This window comes from Verrucomicrobiia bacterium (genome assembly GCA_019634625.1).
Lineage (GTDB): Bacteria > Verrucomicrobiota > Verrucomicrobiia > Limisphaerales > CAIMTB01 > CAIMTB01.
Genome location: JAHCBA010000007.1, coordinates 36,491 through 56,884, shown reverse-complemented (window position 1 = coordinate 56,884; position 20,394 = coordinate 36,491). Strand labels below are relative to the sequence as shown.

18 protein-coding genes are annotated in these 20,394 nt (G+C 64.0%); 7 read left to right on the top strand and 11 right to left on the bottom strand.

What is annotated here, in order from left to right; all coding sequences use genetic code 11:
* Window positions 1-254 precede the first annotated feature (254 nt).
* The 3 genes from KF833_06030 to KF833_06020 form a co-directional block, all read right to left on the bottom strand.
* Complete coding sequence (locus KF833_06030) at window positions 255-629, bottom strand: hypothetical protein (GenBank protein MBX3744851.1); 375 nt, start codon at window positions 627-629, stop codon at window positions 255-257.
* Window positions 630-1,192: 563 nt separating this feature from the next.
* Window positions 1,193-1,855, bottom strand: a complete 663-nt coding sequence (locus tag KF833_06025) for a hypothetical protein (GenBank protein MBX3744850.1) — start codon at window positions 1,853-1,855, stop codon at window positions 1,193-1,195.
* A 358-nt stretch (window positions 1,856-2,213) separates the two neighbouring features.
* Window positions 2,214-2,588: a hypothetical protein gene (locus KF833_06020; protein MBX3744849.1), complete on the bottom strand. Its 375-nt coding sequence runs from the start codon at window positions 2,586-2,588 to the stop codon at window positions 2,214-2,216.
* 39 nt (window positions 2,589-2,627) lie between these two features.
* On the opposite strand from KF833_06020, the gene KF833_06015 reads away from it, so the two are divergent.
* Window positions 2,628-3,479, top strand: a complete 852-nt coding sequence (locus tag KF833_06015) for a transposase (GenBank protein ID MBX3744848.1) — start codon at window positions 2,628-2,630, stop codon at window positions 3,477-3,479.
* Here the strand turns inward: KF833_06015 and KF833_06010 are convergent.
* The 5 genes from KF833_06010 to KF833_05990 form a co-directional block, all read right to left on the bottom strand.
* On the bottom strand, window positions 3,476-4,801 hold the full coding sequence (locus KF833_06010) for a hypothetical protein (GenBank protein ID MBX3744847.1): 1,326 nt from the start codon (window positions 4,799-4,801) through the stop codon (window positions 3,476-3,478). The two genes, KF833_06015 and KF833_06010, sit on opposite strands and share 4 nt — an antisense overlap.
* Before the next feature lie 123 nt (window positions 4,802-4,924).
* Window positions 4,925-7,327: a HEAT repeat domain-containing protein gene (locus KF833_06005; GenBank protein ID MBX3744846.1), complete on the bottom strand. Its 2,403-nt coding sequence runs from the start codon at window positions 7,325-7,327 to the stop codon at window positions 4,925-4,927.
* A gap of 104 nt (window positions 7,328-7,431) precedes the next feature.
* Window positions 7,432-8,295: a hypothetical protein gene (locus KF833_06000; GenBank protein ID MBX3744845.1), complete on the bottom strand. Its 864-nt coding sequence runs from the start codon at window positions 8,293-8,295 to the stop codon at window positions 7,432-7,434.
* A gap of 55 nt (window positions 8,296-8,350) precedes the next feature.
* Window positions 8,351-10,438: a DPP IV N-terminal domain-containing protein gene (locus KF833_05995; protein MBX3744844.1), complete on the bottom strand. Its 2,088-nt coding sequence runs from the start codon at window positions 10,436-10,438 to the stop codon at window positions 8,351-8,353.
* Window positions 10,431-10,604, bottom strand: coding sequence for a DUF3863 domain-containing protein (locus KF833_05990; GenBank protein ID MBX3744843.1), 174 nt, complete (start codon window positions 10,602-10,604; stop codon window positions 10,431-10,433). Before KF833_05990 ends, KF833_05995 begins: the two co-directional genes overlap by 8 nt.
* Before the next feature lie 188 nt (window positions 10,605-10,792).
* On the opposite strand from KF833_05990, the gene KF833_05985 reads away from it, so the two are divergent.
* Window positions 10,793-11,521: an AraC family transcriptional regulator gene (locus KF833_05985; protein MBX3744842.1), complete on the top strand. Its 729-nt coding sequence runs from the start codon at window positions 10,793-10,795 to the stop codon at window positions 11,519-11,521.
* 197 nt (window positions 11,522-11,718) lie between these two features.
* On the opposite strand, the gene KF833_05980 is transcribed toward KF833_05985, so the two are convergent.
* The 3 genes from KF833_05980 to KF833_05970 all read right to left on the bottom strand — a co-directional run bounded on the left by KF833_05980 (window position 11,719) and on the right by KF833_05970 (window position 14,675).
* A complete protein-coding gene (locus KF833_05980; protein ID MBX3744841.1) occupies window positions 11,719-12,459 on the bottom strand; it encodes a hypothetical protein in 741 nt (246 codons plus the stop codon).
* A gap of 170 nt (window positions 12,460-12,629) precedes the next feature.
* The gene (locus KF833_05975; GenBank protein MBX3744840.1) at window positions 12,630-13,196 is read right to left on the bottom strand and encodes an HNH endonuclease; all 567 of its coding nucleotides are present in this window, start codon (window positions 13,194-13,196) and stop codon (window positions 12,630-12,632) included.
* Window positions 13,197-13,370: 174 nt separating this feature from the next.
* Window positions 13,371-14,675, bottom strand: coding sequence for an AAA family ATPase (locus KF833_05970; GenBank protein ID MBX3744839.1), 1,305 nt, complete (start codon window positions 14,673-14,675; stop codon window positions 13,371-13,373).
* Window positions 14,676-15,234: 559 nt separating this feature from the next.
* On the opposite strand from KF833_05970, the gene KF833_05965 reads away from it, so the two are divergent.
* The 5 genes from KF833_05965 to KF833_05945 are packed head-to-tail and all read left to right on the top strand — an operon-like array spanning window position 15,235 to window position 20,356.
* The gene (locus KF833_05965) at window positions 15,235-16,725 is read left to right on the top strand and encodes an extracellular solute-binding protein (protein ID MBX3744838.1); all 1,491 of its coding nucleotides are present in this window, start codon (window positions 15,235-15,237) and stop codon (window positions 16,723-16,725) included.
* A 14-nt stretch (window positions 16,726-16,739) separates the two neighbouring features.
* Entirely contained in the window at window positions 16,740-17,558 is an 819-nt protein-coding gene (locus KF833_05960) for an ABC transporter permease (GenBank protein ID MBX3744837.1), read from the top strand.
* Window positions 17,555-18,199 carry an ATP-binding cassette domain-containing protein gene (locus KF833_05955; protein MBX3744836.1) on the top strand — a complete coding sequence of 215 codons (645 nt, stop codon included), beginning with the start codon at window positions 17,555-17,557 and terminating at the stop codon, window positions 18,197-18,199. The genes KF833_05960 and KF833_05955 overlap by 4 nt, the downstream gene beginning before the upstream one ends.
* Window positions 18,168-18,974: a HesA/MoeB/ThiF family protein gene (locus tag KF833_05950; GenBank protein ID MBX3744835.1), complete on the top strand. Its 807-nt coding sequence runs from the start codon at window positions 18,168-18,170 to the stop codon at window positions 18,972-18,974. The genes KF833_05955 and KF833_05950 overlap by 32 nt, the downstream gene beginning before the upstream one ends.
* Before the next feature lie 56 nt (window positions 18,975-19,030).
* The gene (locus KF833_05945; protein MBX3744834.1) at window positions 19,031-20,356 is read left to right on the top strand and encodes a hypothetical protein; all 1,326 of its coding nucleotides are present in this window, start codon (window positions 19,031-19,033) and stop codon (window positions 20,354-20,356) included.
* The last annotated feature ends 38 nt before the right edge of the window (window positions 20,357-20,394 follow it).

The following is a 20,394-nucleotide window of genomic DNA, read 5'->3' as shown; positions in this document are numbered from 1 at the left end:
CCAAACCGGACATGGAACTTTCGGGGCCCCCGGGGTCAGATCTGTGAATTTGACAAATCAGGCTCCGGATAAGGGCGGGCGACAGGAAGGGCCGATTCGGAGAACCATGGCTCCCCGTTTGCTCACAAGGTCTTGGGCCCGACCAAATCCGGGGCTCAGCCATGCGATAAGGGCGAACCCACCGCAAGGGAGACGGGCCGAGGCAAGCCCCAGGCAGGGAGTCACCCCATGCAATGCCAATAGCGAAGCGCTATTCACGATCCTCCGGTCCCTTGGGTCTCATCCTCCTCCCAAGCCCCGGCTTCCTTCATGTGCTTCACCCAGTCGGCAAGACCGGCTTCCAGCAGGGCGTCCAGCTCCTCCTGGGTCTCGATGCGCTTGAAGTCGTAACACGTCTTGCCCCGGATGCGGACCCTCCGATCCAGGTCCAGAACCCAAAGCATCTCACTGGGCTCCTCCTCCTCAACCAGGAACTTGTACGCTCTCCATAGCTTGGCGACGGGGAAAAGCTTGAACGCCCGAAGGGGATGGCTTGGTTGCAGTCTGTCTTCGATGAAGGCAATGGCATCATCCGCGCAGTCCAGGGGAATGCCGGACCACGCATCGTTGAACTTGATCTGGAGACTCATGTACCGGGGCAGATTCCAGGCACGTGCCCGGGGTTGTAAAGACAAGGGCCCCCCCCGGGGTCAGATCTGTGAATTTGACAAATCAGGCTCCGGATGAGGGCAGCGACAGGAAGGGCCGATTCGGAAATCCGGGTGCATCCCGGAGTTGCGGGTGAGGAGGCCGCGAATCGGAGGGACGAGCTCTGCGAGTCCTCAACCCAACGCGCCACACCCTTGCGGCCTCGTGGAACCCGGCCCTCCGAAGCGACGCCTCGCGAAATTCGCACCACTCCCCAGAACTCCGGGATGCACGGGGTTGCGATTCGTCAGCAAGCATTTTCCTATGCGGACTCCACTCAACGGGTAGGATTTCTTCCCATGAGCGCGCCCACCCGGTCCGATGCCGTCGGGTTCAAATCGCCGGCCAAGGAGATCAGAAGCGCCTGGCTCCCATGACGAACGCACCGGCCGGCAACCGACTGACCTGCCTCGACCTTTTCTGCGGTTTCGGCGGCTTCGCTTCGCCGAGGCTTGCGTCGCTTCAACAGGGATGGCTTGGCGCATCCGCCGTCTGTCGCTCGCGCCTACCTGGCTCTCTCTATACCCACCAAGGCCTCTGCAAACGCCTTACCCATCTGGGCGAAGATCTTCGCACTGCCAAAATAGTGGTAACCGCCATTGGATGCGCCTTTCAGGACCTCTCTGTCTTGGAGGGGAAGGACCTCCTCCAAGGCGAGGTCGAGCATTTCCTGGTCTGCCTTGGTGATTCCCTCAATCCATACATCCAAGGCGGCATAATGTTCCGGGGAGGCTGGGGAGTATTGGTCATTGGCATAAACCGCCAATACGTTTCTCCCCTTGCTCAAATGTCTGATTCCTTCCTTTTCGAGGATGATGGACCTGTATTGCGGCTTGTCCTGCCACCAGATATAGGTGTGAATCTTTTGGCCGTTCAAATAGACATGGAATCCTTGTCTCGCCAAAATCGCGATGCGATAGGAATCGTTGTTGATGTCTTCAAGATGGAACGTCGAGCGCATCAGCAGGAACTCGCCCTTTCCCCATGCCGATGGGAACTTGTCCAGGGTGATTCCGCTGTGTTTCCAGACACCTTTGCCGATGGGGGCCCTGCCTTCGGTCCAATGGCTGTCGTCGAATTCGGGCATGTGCCAGTTCTCCATCCCCGCCGGCAACGTGATGTCACGATCGGTGTTACCCACCCGATAAATGATTTGGATCAGGCTCAAGCGGCAACGCATCCTACACCACCGGAGGCATGGCCCTACTTCTCGCCCGTACAGGGGATTGACCCCAGGGGTTCAAGCGCGACCAGGGTGACATTGCGGCCCGACATGCCGCAAGGCAGTGCTCCACGACATACACCAATGCTCCCGAAAAATTTTGAAAATTCTCACGGTCCTTCTTTAGTCCCCGAGCCTTGCGCTCCCACTGGGTCGCCATGCCATCGGAGATGGAAGACAGGCGGATTCCGGCCGGCGGCTCAAAGGACTCGCTACAGGCCCAGTTCGAGCGGATGCCATGTCGCCTAAAGTTCTCACCCTCTCCTTGTGATAGGACGTGCATATAGGTCTCAATACTGTGACACTATTCGCACCGATGAGTACTCTTGTTCGTGATGTGCTTCTGGAGCCCGCACTCAGCATTCTCGCCTCCCTCGAAAACTATAGCGAGGGCCTCCCTTTCTCGGACGAGGAGTTTATCTCCCTCGGGGTTCGTCGCATAAACACACTCCATCCGTCCGGGCGCTCCTTTCTTCAGTCCGCCCGTCAATGCGATGTAACCGAGGTTTCCGTGAAGGCCTATTTCGGTGCCGTCCGCAGCATGCGCCGTCTCGCGTTCATTCACGAACTCAACACCACTCTTTCCCGAACCATCTCCGGGCCCAGGGATCGCTTCGCGTGCTTTCCGGAACTCCTGGGCCGAGACGTTCTGGCCCTGGACGGTCACGACGTTCGACATGCCACTCATGAGCCCGCGGCGCCAACGGCCGCAGGACGCATGGAGGTGCCGGGCACCGTCACCGGCATCTTTCTGCGAGACCTTCGGACCGGGGCCGCACGGGTTCTGGCCCAGACGGAGGGACATCAACACGAATGGGCTGCCGTCAAAGCCCGCCCGTGGAGCGACTTCCTTTGGCGCCCCAACGCCAAGGGCACCATTCTGGTTATCGATCCGGTTGCCGTGGACTTCGCGTTCCTGCGGGGCGCGAAGTTCAAGGGCGGCTTCACGGTGATCACCCGCACCAAATCGAATCTGGTCGTTCGCCAGTCCAAGCCGCTGGAATGGATCAAGAAGGACCCGCGCAACAAAGGCGTGCTCTCCGATGAGCGGGTGTGGTTCGCAGAACCGGGGGAATTTCGACGGGTTCGCTATCAGGATCCGGAAACGGGTGAGGTTCACGAGTTCTTGACCACGGAGTTCCGTCTGCCGCCAGGGGTCATCGCTCAGCTCTACCGGCTGCGCTGGGATATCGAGAAGTTCTTCGATGTGTGTGAGAATCTCCTGGGGGAGAAGCGGGCTTGGGGATTGGGTCCGATACCCGCGCAGGTTCAGAACGAGTTCCTGGTCTTGGTGCACAACCTCCTGCTCCTTTTGAGCGCGCGACTGGAGGCTCAGGAGGGAATCCGGGATGAGAAAGTGGAGATCCGGTATGAAGCGGCGGTAAAGAACCGAGAGGCGACCGCGCAGTCCAAGGGCCGGACGGTGTCTCCATTCGTGCGGATACTACGACTGATCACCCGATGGAGCAGCCAGTTCACGCGTTGGATGCAGGATGCGATTCTCTCCGGTTGGGACTGGCATGCTGGAATTGAGAAGCTGCGCCCGCTGATGCGCGCCTACCTTCGCTAACGGCTCACGGAGCTAACCATGGGGATCTCCAAGACCACTACACGCGAAAAACTTCTCACCTCATCAGACACGCCGCAGTGAAGCTCAAACACCATCCCAGCATTCATCTGCAAATGGAGTGGGTAACACCGATCGATGTCACGGAATCGCCTGTCGGTGTATACCTCCAACGTGTCCTTCCTTTCGCTGGCATCCATCGTAGCGAAGCGCCAGATCCGTTCCTCTGGCAGAGGCGTGCCAACAGGCTTCCAGTAACGATTCCATTTCCGATCCCGATCGATTGTCCCATCCTGCTTCAAGGTGTGCGCCGTTCGGATGATATTGTTGTACTCGTCCTGCCTGGGTTGAGCCGCTTCGATGGCATGATCCCAGAAGGGAGCGGTCTCAACCGCAACGACGTTGCCCTTGAACTCGGGCATGTCGGCCGGTGCGGCCATGGCCTTGCGGAAAATCCTGTTTTCACTCTCACCGCCGACTCCCAGCACGCCGATCACGAATGGCATCCTCGGGGCTGACAGGTCTTTTCGAACATCGCGAATGAATCTGGCCAGCAGGTCCGAATACAGATCGTATTTTCCAGGCTGGTTGGGGCCGGGATAGGTTGTCCCATCGACCAGATCGTTGAATCCCTGAAGCCAGACGAAACCGGCCAGTTCGTACCCCTCCCTGGGATCATAGGCAGGACAGACCCGCCCGGGATCTGCCAGCACCATCTTCACATGGTCGATCATCATTCGGTAAAATACACCTGAGGCGGCATCCTTTTCATCCTGCCATTTCTTCCGATCCTCAAGTCTGGGAATTCCGTGGGCGCCATTCGGGTGTTTGTCCCACTCATCTTGAGTCCGCCTGGGCAGCTTGTAGGGCCCGGCACTGGGCGGACGAAATTCGGTGTTGAGCGACCTGCCACCCCAGGCGGTCTTGATAATCAGAATGGGCTGCTTCAGCTCCTTCTCCATGTAGATTCCGAAGGTGAACTCCGGACCGATCCTGCCGCCATCCTTGGTGGGTGCGTTGCCACGCGCGCCAAAGCCGGCGGTCAACTTCCCCAGGCCCTCGCCGTTGGCACTGCCATCATAAGGTCCGGTCAAATAGGACATCCAGACCCTGTCACAAATGCGTGGGGTTCCATCCAGGTTGCGCATCTCCGCGAGAATGGGTGCCGTCAGCGGGTCTTTGCCGATGTAGTCAAAGGTGCTGATTGCGGCATGTCCCTCCATGTTGGACTGTCCGGCGAGGATGAGCACCTTGAGCGGTCCGGCCAGGGAGCCCGGAGTGAGGGCGCACAGCATGGCTGCGGTGAGGAAGACAGCTGGTTTCATGGTGATTTGCTGGCTGCAAGTATTGTCATCGGGAATGCTCTTCGATGGGTTTGCGATGGAATCCACCAGACTGACGAGCTTCGGCGCGGACCTGGACGCTTCGAAGGCGATGAGGGCCTGGGCCTATTGCAGGTGGACGAGTTCCGGGGTGTCCGTCGAAGCCTCGATTGCAGCAATCGTCTCGCGGACGGACCTGGCCTTCCGGAGCATGAGCTCCTTGGGAAAGTCCTTTTCGTCCTTCTCAAAGTAGTTGCCGATCCTGGTCAGCTCCGGAATGACCGACCTGGCGTGTGTCCCATAGCTGAGCAGGATCTCCATCAGTTCAGGGGTCCGATGCTCGCTGGCCCATGGATTCTGGTCGCGGGTGTATTGGACGCAGGCGCTGATGCCCTCCGCGATCCGATGTTTGGCCAGGACTCGCAGTCCCTCCACGCGGATGGAGTCGGCGAACATTTTTCCGCTCGGAGCCGGCTCCATGATCGCCTGATAGATGGCGGGCAGCAGAGGCTTGATGTCTTCGGCGGACAGATTCCGATAGACCGATCCGATGCTGCCCCGGGCACGACCGTCCTGGTTCTTCAACCCGGCGCGCACAGCGTCGTAAAGCGCCTCGCGATCCACGCCCTCCAGCGAGCGGTTCAGCATCCCGCCCCGATCGAAGAGAGCAAACGACAGATACCGCTGCTGCATGCCGCGCGGATCGCCCTGCAGATCCTCCTGCACCAGCAACCTGAGGAGTTGGGGCACCGCCTGCATGGCGGGGGCGCCGATGGCTGCCAGCGCTTCGGCGGCCTTGATGCGCAACCAGAGATCCTGGTCCGCCAGTGCTTTCCGCAACGGTTCGATGGCTGGCGCCCCACGCCCGCGCAGGGCGGTCAGGGCCTGGCAGGCACCGTAACGGGCATACAGCGTGGTCGACTCCAGCAGGTCGACCAAGGGTGGAATCGCGACCTCCTTGCGCCGGCCCAGTGCCATCGCGGCCCGCTCGCGAACCACCGGCGACCAACTGCCGAGGCGTTCCAACAACTGCTCTTCGGTAAACCTGTCGTAGGTGCTGTAACGGTCCTTGTTGTCCCAGCCACGGCCATCCTGGAGGAGAGCCTGCGCCGCGGCGGAGTCCAACTGCGGAGTGACGGCCGGTCGCTTGCCAGTCAGATAGAGCTTCTTCAGCGGCGTCGCGTAAGCCAGCAGGTAGGCGCCGGTGGCGTCCCAACCCTTGTAGCTGTCGTTGTCCGGCTCGGGCGGCCCTTGATGGGCGAACGTGCCGTCCCAGCGGCGGGCGAAGTCGAAGTACCACGCGCCGAATTCCTGCATCCAAGCTCCGGTGGCCTGGGGGCCGGACTGGGCGATGCCGGGCATCGCCCACAGGAGGTTGAAGAAATTGCCGGTGTGCCCGGTGTCGCGCTCGGGTCCATGGGACGCAAGGCTCATGCGGGAGAAGAACTCCGCCCCATGCTTCTCGCCGAGAAGGTTGAACAGGACCGCAGCCATGCCGCATTTGCCGTTGTCTTCGTGGTTCTCGATCCACGGGTGATGGTCGCCATACGGGATCGCCCCTTTGCCGATGTAGAACCGCAACAAGCGGGCGCTGAGTTCGATGGCGCGGCCCACCTCCGGGTCCTTCACGCCGGCCTCGCGCGCCAGCACCAAGCCGATGGTCAGCGGCACTCCCGGAGAATTCATCATCCCGTAGCCGCCGAGGCGGCCGGTGGGCTTCGCAAATCCGTGGCCCCAGGAACCGACCGCGCTCTGGCCATTGGCCGCCTCGAGTGCGAGACGCCGTAGTCCGGGCAGGACCGACGAGTCACCGGTCGATAGAACATACTCGGCGAGCAGGATCATGACGTAGCCGTAGTGCCAGGTCTGCATGGAGCGCGACGAGAAACCCGCCGCCCAATGGGCTTCCCTTTTCACCAGCGGGAGATACGCGGAATCGCCGCTCGCCAGCAGGGCGAGCGCATTGAGGGAGCGCACAATCGGATCGTCCCGATCCGGGGATCGGGCCACCTTCCCGGCCAGCGCCTTGCACCCCTGTTCGAGAATGCGTTTGGACTTTGGGCAGTCGTAAGGTGCCGTGGCGCCGTAGCTGCCCTGCACGGGGAGTTGGACAACGACGTCCTCCACCTTGCCCGTCCTCCAGCGGGTCACAGCCAGTCTTCCCCCGCCCGCTTCGGATTCGGCGAGGGTGACTGCGCTGCCGAACTCGGTGCGCGGATCGTGCGAAAACGGGTTGCCGCCGACCCCCAGAATGACGTCCCCGACAGCAAGGATTCCGTCGGCAGGAGAACCCTTCTCCACCTGGGTGATGGAAATCTGCCGCGCATCGGTGGTCACCATCCTGTCGCAGAACATCCAGCCGCGCAGCCCCGTGGGACCGAGATTCCAGTCGTGCTTGGCGCCCGCGGGAATGGCATCGCCCCGGGTGAGGTCGGGGATCGTCAGTGGCTGGCTTCTGGCTGCGGCCATGGTGGACGCAGGCGCACCGAGCAGAACCACGAGGAAGAGAGTGAAGAGCCGAGTCGTCATAAATCAGGCCTGTTGAGTTGTCGAAATGCTGTCTTCGCTTCGAGGAGGCTTCTGCGAGCTCTCAACTTGCCCGGTTGCGCCATCCGGCAAGAGAAGTTCGCCCTTCATGGGTGGCCCGTTCCTGCGGGGGATGGATTGGCCTGTGCACCTTTCGCGGCGGGCAGAAGTTGCGGGCGAAGTCGAAGGGTGACGTTGGAACCCACGGCGGGAAGGTTCGTGGCGTTAATCTGCCACATGAGCGCCTCATTGTCCTGGCTGTGTATCGCCGGCAGGCAGAGCAACTCGTCGCCAAAGGTGGAGAGAGAGATCACGTTTCCGCTTTGGTCGCTCAAGTATTGTCGCGGCCCAGGCCCGTCGCCATACAGGATGGAACCCGCAAAGAGAAAGGTGTGCGTCGGAAACCTGGCCTCCTTGTCCGGTGAAGCGGAGCCATCGGACCTCCTGCTGGAAGGGGCGATGAAATCGCTGATGGGGTGCTCGATCATTCTTCCATCCCCGCCCTTGAGCACCAGAGAGACATCCACCGGCCCGCCGCTGGGTGGAACGTCAATCCAGCGCCCGCCTTGGTCCCCTATCAGCTGGCGGGTCGCCGGACTTCCCGGTTTCGCACCCAACAGCAGGAGCGCCGCGTGAATGTGCATCGGCCTGGCCTCGATGGCGACGATGGATTCGTGCTCCTTGGTTCCTTGGGTGCAGGCCACCAACTCCAGCTCACCGCGATGAAGGCAGACCGAACTCTGCACGTCGACGCACCACTCCTGAACGTTGATCGATACCCCGGGAAAATTGAGGTTCTGCAAGGCGGACTGAAGGGTGGCCATCGTGACGTCCCGAACCGATTCCGGCGGTTTGCTGGAAACGGACTCGGAGTTGGGCCCGGCTGCGCACAGCGCCACGCAGGGCATCGTCAGCGCCGCCCACAACGTCAGGAAACCCGCCGGCGTCCTTCTGTGCTCCTGGCTGGTCATTGGCATGTCCCTGCAGGTTGGGATTGCCCGCCAAGGAGGAGGACATTCCGTGGCTTCATTGCGGACCAGGCACCAGGTTCTCGATGAGATATCGCGCCATGAGCATGCGCACATGGACGACCGAGCCTGGGCCCTCGCGGAGCCCATGGTCGCGATTGGGATAGGCCATGTAATCAAACCGCTTTCCCAGCTCAATGAGCCGGTCGACCAAGCCTTCAACAATCTGCAGATGTGTGTTTTTCTCACCTGTGCCGTGAATGATCAGCAGTTTGCCTTTCAGCCCCTCCGCATAATGGATCGGCGCGGCGCGGCGGTAGCCATCCGGATTGGTCTCCGGTGTCTGCATGTAGATCTCTTGAAACCAGGCGTTGTAGAGATGGGGCTGCGGTTTGGGCACGACGGCAATGCCGACCTGGTACACGTCCGGTTTGCGGAACATCGCATTCAGCGTGTTCGAGCCGCCACCGCTCCAACCCCAGATCGCGACCCGCGACACATCCACGTACGGTCGCGCGCGGGCCAGTTCCTTCAACGCCGCGGCCTGTTCCTCCGTGGAGAGGGGGCCGAGGCTGCCGAAGATGGACCGCCGCCACGCGGCTCCCTTGGGCGCCGGCGTGCCCCGGTTGTCAATCGACACCACCAGAAAGCCGAGGTCGGCGATTACGCGATGGTAGTCGGACTGAACTTTTCCCCAGGCGTCCAGCACGGTCTGGGCGTGCGGCTCGCCGTAGACGTAGACCAGCACGGGATATTTCCTGGATGGATCGAATCCAGACGGCTTGATCATCCACGCGTCCACCACCACACCGTCGCCGATGTCGAGTTGGAGGAACTCCGTGGGCTGCGGGATCAACGGCTGCATCTTCCTGCGCAGTGCCTCGTTGTCTTCGAGTACGCGCATCACTTTGTGGTCGGATAGCCGGACCAGTTCCGTGATGGGAGGATCGTCGAACGTCGAGTACGTGTGAATGGCCCACCTGGCATCCGGGGAGAAATCGTACTCATGTGTGCCCGGCTGGTTCCAGGGTGTGACTCGTTCGGGCGTGCCGGCCCCTTCGAGGCCCACGCGGTAGAGGTATTTCTGGGTCGCGTTGTCGGGGGACGCGTGGAAATAAAACCAACCTCCGCTCTCTTCCACCACGGCGCGCTCGATGATGTCAAACTCTCCGGGTGTCAGGCGGGCGAGTTCCTTGCCGTCGCGCGAATAAACATAGGCGTGCCGCCAGCCATCCTTTTCGGAAAGCACGATGAACGCCTGACCGTTGCGAATCCAGGTCCACCCGGCGTTGAGGGAGTAGCTCCCATCCACCCAGGCGGGATCGGTTTCATGAAAAATGCGCCGGAGCGAGCCTGTCCGGGTGTCGGCGAGGAGGAACTCGCGTTCGTTACGGAAGCGGCTCAACTTCTCGATCAAGAGCTCCTCCGAGTTTCCCGCCCAACCGATCTCCCCCAGGTAGAAACCTTCTGCCGGCATGGGGATGGGAAGCCATCGTGTCTCCTTTCCCCGTGCATCCACCACACCCACGCGCAGGGTCGGGATGGTTCCCCCCACCCGGGCAAAGCGCACTTGCCGGACTTCGGGATACGAAGGGTCTCCCGGAACCAACTCCGACCGGAGTTTTACCCCGGATTGGTCCGATTGCACAAAAGCGATCCGCTCTCCGTCGGGACTCCAGACCGCGTGACTGTGCGAAACCGGGCCGTCCGGAGCGCTCATAGTCAGTGGCATCCTGTGATCACCGTTCAGATCACGCACATGGAGATTCCCCTGGTCCGAGAACAGGATGCGCCGGCCGTCCGGGGAGAGGTTCCCGGATCTGGAGGTGTGTTGTTGCGACGAGCCAGCCAGCACCGTGCGTTCGCCGCTGATCGTGTCATAGCGCACGCGCACATTCTCTTTGGCATCGGGCACCGACTCCAGAACGGTGTAACCCGAACCATCAGGCATCCAGTCGACCCGAAGACTCTGCGGGCGGAATTCGTTCCGGTCGTAAATCGCGCGAAATCGCGACTCCGCTTGTTGGAGCAGGACTTCATGGGGCGTCTGACTGCGGACCTCCGGGAGGGTGACGAGAGCGGCGAAAACGGCCGCCATAAGGCATCCGAAACGAGTGCTTCCTTGGGCGTTCATGGGACTATGCATGTTCCTTCAGGTTTCCAATCACCCACGCCCACGCCCACGGGTTGAGCGTGCCCAAGTAGTTCTGATTGGCCGCCGCAAGGAAACCGGCCATCAGACTCCTGGGTCGAACCCCCCCGCCCATCAGATCGCTCACCTTGGCCAGCGCCTCAAGAGTTTCGCGGTTCACTTGTTCGCGCAGGTTATATCGGTGTTCCGCGGTCAACCGCAGGACCGGCGATCGGCAGGACTGCGGGTGGGCTTGGCCCAGTCACAGTTTACCTTTGGTTTGCCTTCTGGCTTGGCTTATTCCAACGCTCGACCGTGAAAGTCGGCACAATCAGTGGCCTGGGTGCCCGGCTGCAGGCCACCAACCTTGTGGTGGCGGCCGGGGTGTTGGCGGAACTCTTCGATCACGCCCCCGACCTCGCCTTCTTCGTGAAGGACCGCGCGGGACGGTATGTGGCGGTGAACGCCTCCCTGATCAAGCGGCACGGTTATCGCCACAAGTCGCAGGTGCTGGGCCGATGCCCCAGCGACATCTGCCCGGGCGATCTTGGCCGTCTGCCCGCCGAGCAGGACGCCCAGGTGTTGCGTACCGGAAAGCCGCTTATCGACCATCTTGAACAGCAATGGTACCTGCCGCGAAAGCCGGTGTGGTGCCTGACCACCAAGTTGCCGCTCCGGGACACGGCCGGAAAGGTCATCGGGCTGGTCGGCATCTCGCGCGACGTGCGGGCGCCGGTGGATCCCCGGAGTATTCCGGTGGAATTGGCGGCAGCGCTGGAAAGTTTTGAGAAGAACCCCGCGGAGTCCGTCACCCCTGCCAGCCTGGCCCGCCGGGCGGGACTGACGCCCCCCAGGCTTGCCCGGCTCATCCATCGGTTCTTCGATCTCACTCCCGGCCAATTTCTCACCCGGACCCGCCTGGCCGCTGCCGCCCGGCTGCTGCGCGAAACCAGCCTGGTGGTCTCGGAGATTGCCCACCAGTGCGGCTTCTACGATCACAGCGCCTTCAGCCGGGCGTTTCATGCAGCCATGGGGGTAACGCCCAGCGCCTACCGGAAGGCCGTACGGAAAGCTCCCTCCGGGCGCGAACCCATGTGATCCCACTCCGGCAGTTCGAACCAGGGAGCCGGATCCGTCCGGTTTGCCAGGCACCGCTCCCGCCTCGCACACTCCAATCGGACAGGGGCGGCTCCACCCACGCGATTCCCATCGAGCCTGCATGGTGCTCCGACGACAGCCACTGAGCATTGGCGGTGCATGGCCCGCACGCCATCCACGGATCAGGCACGGCCGATTCAGGTGAGGCCGATGTCCTTGCCGGGCCTGTACCCCGCCGCCGTGATGGCTTCGACGATCACGTCCACCGCCTCAGCGTTCGACTTCAGATTTGGGGCGAAGCCGCCTTCGTCGCCCACGGAGGTCACCAACCCCCGCTTCTGGAGCAACTTCTTCAGCGTGTGGAATGTTTCCGCGCCGTATCGCAGGGCCTCGGCGAAATCTGGCGCTCCGACCGGGAACAGCATGAACTCCTGGAAGTCCACGTTGTTCGTCGCGTGCGCGCCGCCGTTCAATACGTTCATCATGGGCACCGGCAGCATGTACGGCGCCCGTGCCTTCAGTCCGTGGAGGTGCCGGAGGTGCGCGTAGAGGGGCAGTCCGCCATCCAGGGCGGCCGCGCGGCAGACCGCCATCGAGACGCCAAGGATTGCGTTGGCTCCGAGTCTCGACTTGTTCTCCGTCCCGTCGAGTTCGCACATCAGCCGGTCCAGTTCGCCCTGTGCGTGGGGTGACTTGCCCTTGAGCTTCGGGGCAATGACGGCATTGACGTTGGCGACCGCTTTGAGAACCCCCTTGCCGCCGAAGCGTTCGTCGTCCTTGTCCCGCAGCTCAACGGCTTCGCGGGTCCCGGTGGAGGCGCCGGACGGCACGCAGGCCGAACCGGTCATGCCATTCGCCAGGGCGACGGTGACCATGACGGTCGGGATGCCACGTGAGTCCAGGATTTCGAGTGCGGTGATGTTGCGGATGGTCGTCATGCCATGGGTTCTGGGTTGCAGTGAATCGGGACCGGCGATGGCGTTGACCGTGGGCTTCATATCCATTCTTTTCCGACGCGCGGATGTCCCGGATGCGCGGCTCCAGCCGGGCCGGTTCTCCTTCCCGATCCACGTCAGTTCCAGCTCTTGCCTTTTCGTCATGGTGGCCGTCACGCAAGGGTTTGGAGGCAGTGCTGCCAGACGTCGGGATGGTTCTGGCGAAGACTGGCAAAAGGTTCCTCGTTCTGGCCGGTGCCGGTAAAATGCCAGCCGAGCAATCCGTGGTCGTCCGTATCGCGCAGCGCGTTTGCCAGCGCGCTGGCATCCGGGGCGGGTTCCTGGAGCGCGGCTTCGACACGCGCTTTCAAGCGCCGGTGCGTCTGCTGGTAACCGGCGGCCAGGGCTTCGCGGCTATCCAAGTGGAGCGCCTTGACGGTCTTCGTGCCCTTCGATGTCCAGTCATTGACCGCCGGGTCAAAGCGGGCGACGACATTGCCGGTGGCGGGGTCGAAATCGAGGAATTCCCACGGGTTCTCCGCGGTCGGGTCCACCAGGAGCGGCGTGCCGCCAGCCAACGGGAAATCATCACCCTTGAAGCGCCCGCATTCCGTGCAACACAGGAGGAGATTCAGCCAGCGGAACATGCGATCGGGATGATGCCGCTTGGGCCAGAAGTGTTCGATGTCGGTGCCATGCGAATCGCCGCAATACATGCACCGCTGGCGGTTGCCGGCCATCGTCTGAAGCACGCCGAGGGCGGTCTTGACGGACCTGGTCTGCCGGGCGGATCTCCAAGTGGCCTCAATGTCCAACGAGCCGGCATCGTGTTGGGCGTCGGCGCTGGTCTGTTTTCGATGGAGAGCCTGCTGCGTCGGTGCGGGCAGGTCGAGGCGCTGAATTCTCCGCATGGCTCAAGTCTCCTCCTCGGGAGCGGCGAAGAGTTGAAGTTGATCCGCGCGCTGCTTCTCGTCTGTGGTCAACCTGCCACCGGCGCGCTTCTTGGCTTGCAGCTTCGCGAACTCAGCGCGGCCTTCGACGGCTCGGGGAGACCGCGTGTTCTGCAGACCGAACGCCGGTGAGAGCAGGATGGTGTCGGGGCGCGAGGCAATCACCTTGCGATAATCCTCATCTGACAATGGGTGGGGATGGGCGTCGCTGCCCGGTTCTGGAAGCCTAAACAGCCCGTTGGGATCCGCCGCCTGACAGATCAAAGGACTATGGGTGGTGACGAGAAACTGGATGTTGGGAAAATGCCGTTTGAGCCAGAAGCCGATCTCGCGCTGCCATTCGGGGTGGAGGTGCGCGTCAATTTCATCAATCAACACCACGCCGCTGCGCTTGATGACGGTTTTCCCTTCTTTGGTCTTTTCGGTCAGTCCGTCCAGCCCATAAGTGCCGATCAGATGCCGGACAATATCCGCCAGCAAGGCGGCGGCGGCGCGGTAGCCGTCGCTCATTTCTCCCCAAGCCAGCTGGACGCCATTGCGATCCTTGAGCCAGAGACCGTCGGAATCCACCCGATCCACGGTAATCCGGTTGGGCATCAGATCGTCGCGGAGGAGTTCCAAGACAAGAGCGAGTTGTTCCGCTTCCGCATCCTTGTTTTCCAACTTCTTGTGATCGAGCAACCGCAGCCATTGATCCACCTCGGCCAGCGAGGCAGCTTCCTGAAACATGGTGACAAAACGCCCAGTGGTGGGAGCGACCATTTGCCGTGTCGCTTCAGGCGACGCGCCGAAGACGCGGCGGAATGGGCCATAACCACAAGCAAACCAACCGGTCGCATCAGGCGACCAGATCGTGCGGTCGGGAGTCTGGTAGGTCTTTGGTTTTCCCGGCGGGATGGTGGACTGGATGCTTGTTTCTCTGCCACCATTCTTGAACTCAATCCTGGCGGGAAACGGCCCCGGTGAAGGCTTCTGTCCCGCAACGGTGAGGGCATCGTCGTGGTCCATGCGGACGATCTCAAGCTGGATGAAAGATGCTGCCCCGGCGGAGCCGTCACGAGTCCAGCGGTGAAAACTCGGTTGCAGAGACCGCGAGGTGTCCTTTCCAAGAAGCCCAACGGCGATTGCTTTCAGCAGGGTGCTCTTGCCCGAGCCGTTGTCACCGGTGAACACCGTCCAGCCGGCGTACTTGCCGTCCGGTCGGGCCAGTTCAAAATCGAGGGTCTCGAAACCGCGAATGTTTCGGAGCGAGACTTTGTGGAGATACATGGAAACGTCCTATCAGAGCTCAGTTGAGATTCCAACGAATCGTGAAATGCTGCCGGAGGCCGCTCATCTTCTGGAACTTTTCCGCAATCGGAAGCGCTTTGAGCTCATCCGCTGTCATGCGAGCACCCTAACCGGGCGGCACCGGCCCGGCGACCGGATTTCCATCGAATCCCGAGGTTGTGGGGAGAGGTGCGAATTTCGCGAAGCCTCGTCTCGGAGGGCCGAGTTCCACGAGGCCGCAGTGGAGTGGGGCAATGGATTGAGGACTCGCGGAGCTCGTCCCTCCGATTCGCTGGCTCGGTACCGACAACTTGGGGATGCACCGCCCCGACCCCGATCCCTTGGCCCCTTCCGACAAGTCGCCAATGCGCCCATGGTCAATGCGATCGCACCGTTGCCGGCGCAGCCGATCGGCAAGGGGTTTGCCCCGGAACGGGGTTCGGTTCCGGTGCGCAGGGGAAGGGGGACGCCTTCGCGGATGCCGAATCGTGACGGGGCGCTCCTTGACACCCGCGCTGCAAAACCCTAGTCGCGGGGGGCCGGTCCGGAGCCGTGCCTCATGTCCCAACGCCTCGTCATCCTCGGTTCGATCGCGGTCGGCGCCCTGCTGGTCGCCCTGCTCGCCTGGAATCCGTCGCGCGACCGCACGCGCCACGCCCAGGGCCCGCCGCTCCTGGTTTATTGCGCCGCCGGCCTTCAACCCGCCATCGAGCCCGCCGTCCGCGCCTTCGAGGCCGAGACCGGCGCCCGGGTCCAGATCCAGTACGGCGGCTCGGGCACGCTCCTGGCCAATCTCCGCGTTTCCCGCGTCGGGGACCTCTTCGTGGCCGCCGACCATTTCTTCATCGAGATCGCCCGCTCGAACGCGCTCCTCGCCGAGGTCATCCCGCTGGCCCGCCTCACCCCGACGATCGCCGTCGCCCGGGGCAATCCCAAGGCCATCCGTTCCCTCGACGATCTGCTGCGCGAGGATGTCCACCTGGTCCTCGCCAATCCCGATGCCGCCGCCATCGGTCGCGTGGTCCGGGACACCCTCCTGGCGCGCGGCACATGGGACCGCTTCGAGACCCGCGCCCGCGCCTTCAAGCCCACCGTCAACGACCTCGCCAACGACCTGAAACTCGGCACCGCCGACGCCGCCATCGTCTGGGACGCCACGGTCCGTCAGTATCCCGAACTCGATGCGGTCCCCGACGCCACCTTCGCGGACGCCGCCTCGGAGGTCGCCGTCGGCGTCCTCGAAGCCTGCACCCAGCCCGCCGCCGCCCTCGCCCTGGCGCGATTCCTGGCCGCCCCGGAACGCGGCGGACGGCACATGGCCGAACATGGATTCGCCCCCGTCGCGGGCGACCCCTGGGTTCGGTCGCCGGAACTCATCCTCTTCAGCGGCGGCGTCAACCGCGTCGCCATCGAAGAAACCCTGCGCGCCTTCGAAGCCCGCGAAGGGGTCGGCATCCAGCGGGTGTACAACGGCTGCGGCATCCTCACCGCCCAGATTCGTGCCGGACAGAAGCCCGACGGCTACTTCGCCTGCGACGTCTCGTTCATGCGGACGGTCGGGGACGAGTTCCACGCCGCGGTCGAGCTGGCCGAAACGCGGATGGTGATCGCGACGCCCCCGGGCAATCCCCGGGGCCTCCAGTCCCTTCAAGACCTCGCCCGCCCCGGCTTGAAGGTGGGTCTCGCCAACGAGGAACAAAGTGCTCTCGGCGCCCTTTCCGCCCGGCTCCTCCGAAAGCACGGCTGGTTGGAAGCCGTCATGGCCAACGTCGTCGTGCAGACCCCCACCGCGGATCTTCTGGTCAACCAACTCCGCGCCGGCGGCCTCGATGCGGTCGTCGTGTATGAGGCCAACACCCGCGCCGCCGGCGAGGCCATCGCGGTGATTCCCATTTCCCTCGACGGTGCCACCGCGATCCAACCCCTCGCCGTCGGGCGCCAGACCCGGTACCCGCAACTGATGCGGCGCCTCATGGACACCCTCTGTTCCGAGGAGTCCCGGCGCCGGTTCGAGACGACCGGTTTCCGCTGGAGGGTTCCCTCCCCATGATCCGCCGCACCGGCATGGACGCCGCGCCCCTGTCGGGCCGTGACGTCCGGTTCTACCTCGCCCTCGCCGTCCTCGGCAGTTCGTACCTTGTGCTGCTGGCCGCCATGCTGGTGGCCGACTTGTTCTACACGACCCCGGGTCACCTCTGGGCCGCCCTCCAATCCCCGGAGATCCGCTACGCGATCCGCCTCAGCCTTCTCACCTGCACCCTCACCACCCTTCTGTCGCTCTGGGTGGCCGTGCCCCTCGGTTATCTGCTGGCTCGAACGCGCTTCCCCGGACGGGGCCTCGTGGATCTGGCCATCGACATCCCCATCGTCCTGCCCCCGCTCGTCGTCGGCCTCAGCCTGTTGATCCTCTTCCAGACCCCGCCCGGGCGCCTCATCGAACGATGGATCCCGGTCACCTACGCCATTCCCAGCATCATCCTCGCGCAATTCATGGTTGCCTGCGCCTTCGCGGTCCGCACCATGCGCACCACCTTCGACCAGCTCGATCCCCGACCGGAACAGGTCGCCCTCACCCTTGGCTGCCACCGGTCCCAGGCCTTCTGGCGCGTGGCCTTCCCCGCCGCCCGCCGCGGAATGCTGGCCGCCGCCACCCTCGCCTGGGCGCGATCCCTCGGGGAATTCGGACCGATCCTCGTCTTCTCCGGCGCCACCCGATTCAAGACCGAGGTCCTCTCGACCACCGTCTTCCTCGAACTCAGCATCGGCAATCTCGAGGCGGCCGTGGCGGTGTCCCTCCTCATGGTGGCCACCGCCTTCCTGGCCCTCTTCATCCTCCGCCACGGGGCGCACGAATCCGCCCTCGGGCATCCCCAACGCTCGTGATCGCCGTCGAACATCTCCACGTCTCCGCCGGGCCGTTCTCCCTGCGCGATATCGATTTCACCCTGCCCACCGGCGCCTACGGCATGCTCATGGGGCGCACCGGCTCCGGCAAAACCACCCTCCTCGAAGCCGTTTGCGGACTCCGCCGCGTCCATGCCGGCCGCATCCGGCTCGACGACCAGGACGTCACCCACCTTCCGCCCGCCGAGCGCGGCATCGGTTTCGTTCCCCAGGACGGCGCCCTCTTCGCCCACCTCAAGGTCCGCCGCCAGATCGCCTTCGCCCTCGAACTCCGCCGCTGGGCCCCCGACCGCATCGCCTCCCGCGTCCAGGAAGTCGCCGGCTGGCTCGGTCTGCTGCCCCTCCTCGACCGCCACCCCGCCGGCCTCAGCGGCGGCGAAGCCCAGCGCGTGGCCCTCGGACGTGCCCTCGCCCTCCAGCCCCGCATTCTATGCCTCGATGAACCCCTCAGCGCCCTCGACCAGGACACCCGCGAATCCCTCTGCCAGCTCCTCGCCGAAATCCGCGCCCGCACCCGGGTCACGGTGCTCCACATCACCCACAACCGCGCCGAGGCCGAACGCCTCGCCACCCACGTCTTCCAGCTCCATGACGGATGCCTCGAACCGCGCCCGGCCTGACCGCCCGCCCATTCCCCGCCATGACGGAGAACTCCCGGAACTCACCGACGAGGAACGCGCCATCCACGACTGGCAGTTCGCCATCGACGGCCTCGGGGAACCCGCCCAACGCCGCCTCAAGGCCGCCAGCGTCCTGGTCTCCCGCGTCGGGGGTCTCGGCGGTTCCGTGGCCCTCCAGCTCGCCGCCGCCGGTGTCGGACGCCTCGTCCTCGCCCACGCGGGCAACCTCCGACCCAGCGACCTCAACCGCCAGACCCTCATGTCCCATGCCGCCCTCGGCCGGCCCCGCCTCGAATCCGCCGTCCGCCGCCTCCACGATCTCAATCCGCGGCTCGACATCGTCCCCATTCCCGAGAATCCCTCCCCCGCCAATGCCCTCGACCTCGTCCGCCAGGCGGATGTCGTCGTCGATGCCGCCCCGCTCTTCCCCGAACGCTTCGCCCTCAACCAGGCGGCCGTCACCCTCCGCAAACCCATGGTCGAGGCCGCCGTCTTCGACCTCGATGTCCACGTCACCACCCTCATTCCCGGGCGCACCCCCTGCCTCCGTTGCCTTTATCCCGGGGATCGACCCGACTGGACCCGCAAGTTCCCGGTGCTCGGCGCCGTGTCCGCCACCGCCGGCAGTCTGGCCGCCCTCGAAGTCATCCGCCTCATCGCCGGCCTCGAATCCCCGCTCGCCGGGGTTTTGCTCACGCTCGACCTCCGCACCCTGACCGTGAAAAAGTTCCGGGCGCATCGGCTGCCCGATTGCCCCGTCTGTCGCGATCTCTAAGCTGACCCGCCAAACGTCGTCCTCAACGTCGTCCCAAACGCCGTCCTCTCCGCCGGATGCACTCACCGTTCACCACCGAGCACCCCAGCCCCATCGGCTCCCGCCTCGCCCGCCCCGTCCCCCTCGCGGCCCTCGTCCTGGTTGCCTTTGCCTCCGTCGCTCTCGCCTGCCGCTACTCCGTCCGCGATACCGGCTTCGTCGAACTCGGCGAAGCCCCCTGGCGCCTCGTCCTCTCCGCCCCGGCCACCGGCCCATGGCACGACCTGTACCGTCCCGCCGCCGCCGCCGCCCTGCTCGATGCCAATATCGAGTTCGCCTTCGAACCTTCCCCGGACGCCGGCGAACCCGTCCTCGCCCTTGTCGCCTCCGACGGGCGCCGCCTCGAACTGGCCCGCGCCGGCACCCTTCCCGCCGATCGTCCCGGCGCCATCGATCTCCTCGAACGCATCGCCCTTAGTCCGGTCCGCTCCGAGATCCATCAGGCCACCCTCGACGCCTTCGCCGTCGTGCTGCTCATCGAGGGCACGGACACCGCCGCCAATGCCCGCGCCCGCAACGCCATCGACGCCGCCATCCTCGGCATCGCCCGGCTCATGCCCTCGATGCCCAAACCGGTGGACCACCCGCCGCGCCTTCTGATTCTCCACCCCGGCGACCTCGCCCGCGAAGCCATCACGGTCTGGGGTCTCGGCCTCGAACCGCGGGTCGTCCAGGACCCCCGGGTCGTGCTCCTCTACGGACGCGGCCGCCGCCTCGGCGCTCCCATCGACGGGCCTCTCATCACCCAGACCCTCCTCCAGGAACGGCTGGCCATCATCGGACAGGACTGCGAATGCGAACTCGACCGCTCCTGGATGCAGGGCCCTCTCGTCCCCGCCCGCTGGGACGCCCAACGCCAGGCCCACGCCGCGCGCGTCCTGGGCTTCGACCCGGAGAACCCCCTCGTCCGCACCGAGATCAGCCGCATCGTGCTGCGCGGCCCGACCGATCCCCAACGCCGCCGCCTCCCCGGCACCGCCCTCAACCTCGGCTACTCCGAAGACCTCCTCGAACCGGAGCCGTGGGATGACGATCCCGGGGATGACGCCCCCATCGAACTCGCCCTGACACCCCCGCCCCAGTCCCCGGACGACCCGGGTTCCCAACCCCCCGTCCCCAGCCCGGCCGCGACGGCCACCACCCCGGTCCCGACAACGGCCGCCACGACCCATCCCGCCCCCAACTCTGCCCCCAACTCCGCCCCCAAGCCCGCCCCGCGTTCCGACACCGATCCCCTCGACACCCTTCGCCGTCTGGCGTGGGTACTCCTCGCCGTGGGTTCGGTGGCGGTTCTCGAATTCGGCAGGCGCCGCTGGTTGCGGGCCAGGAAGGAACACGGTTGAACACCCTCGCCCTCATCCTCCGCGAACTGCGGCATCAT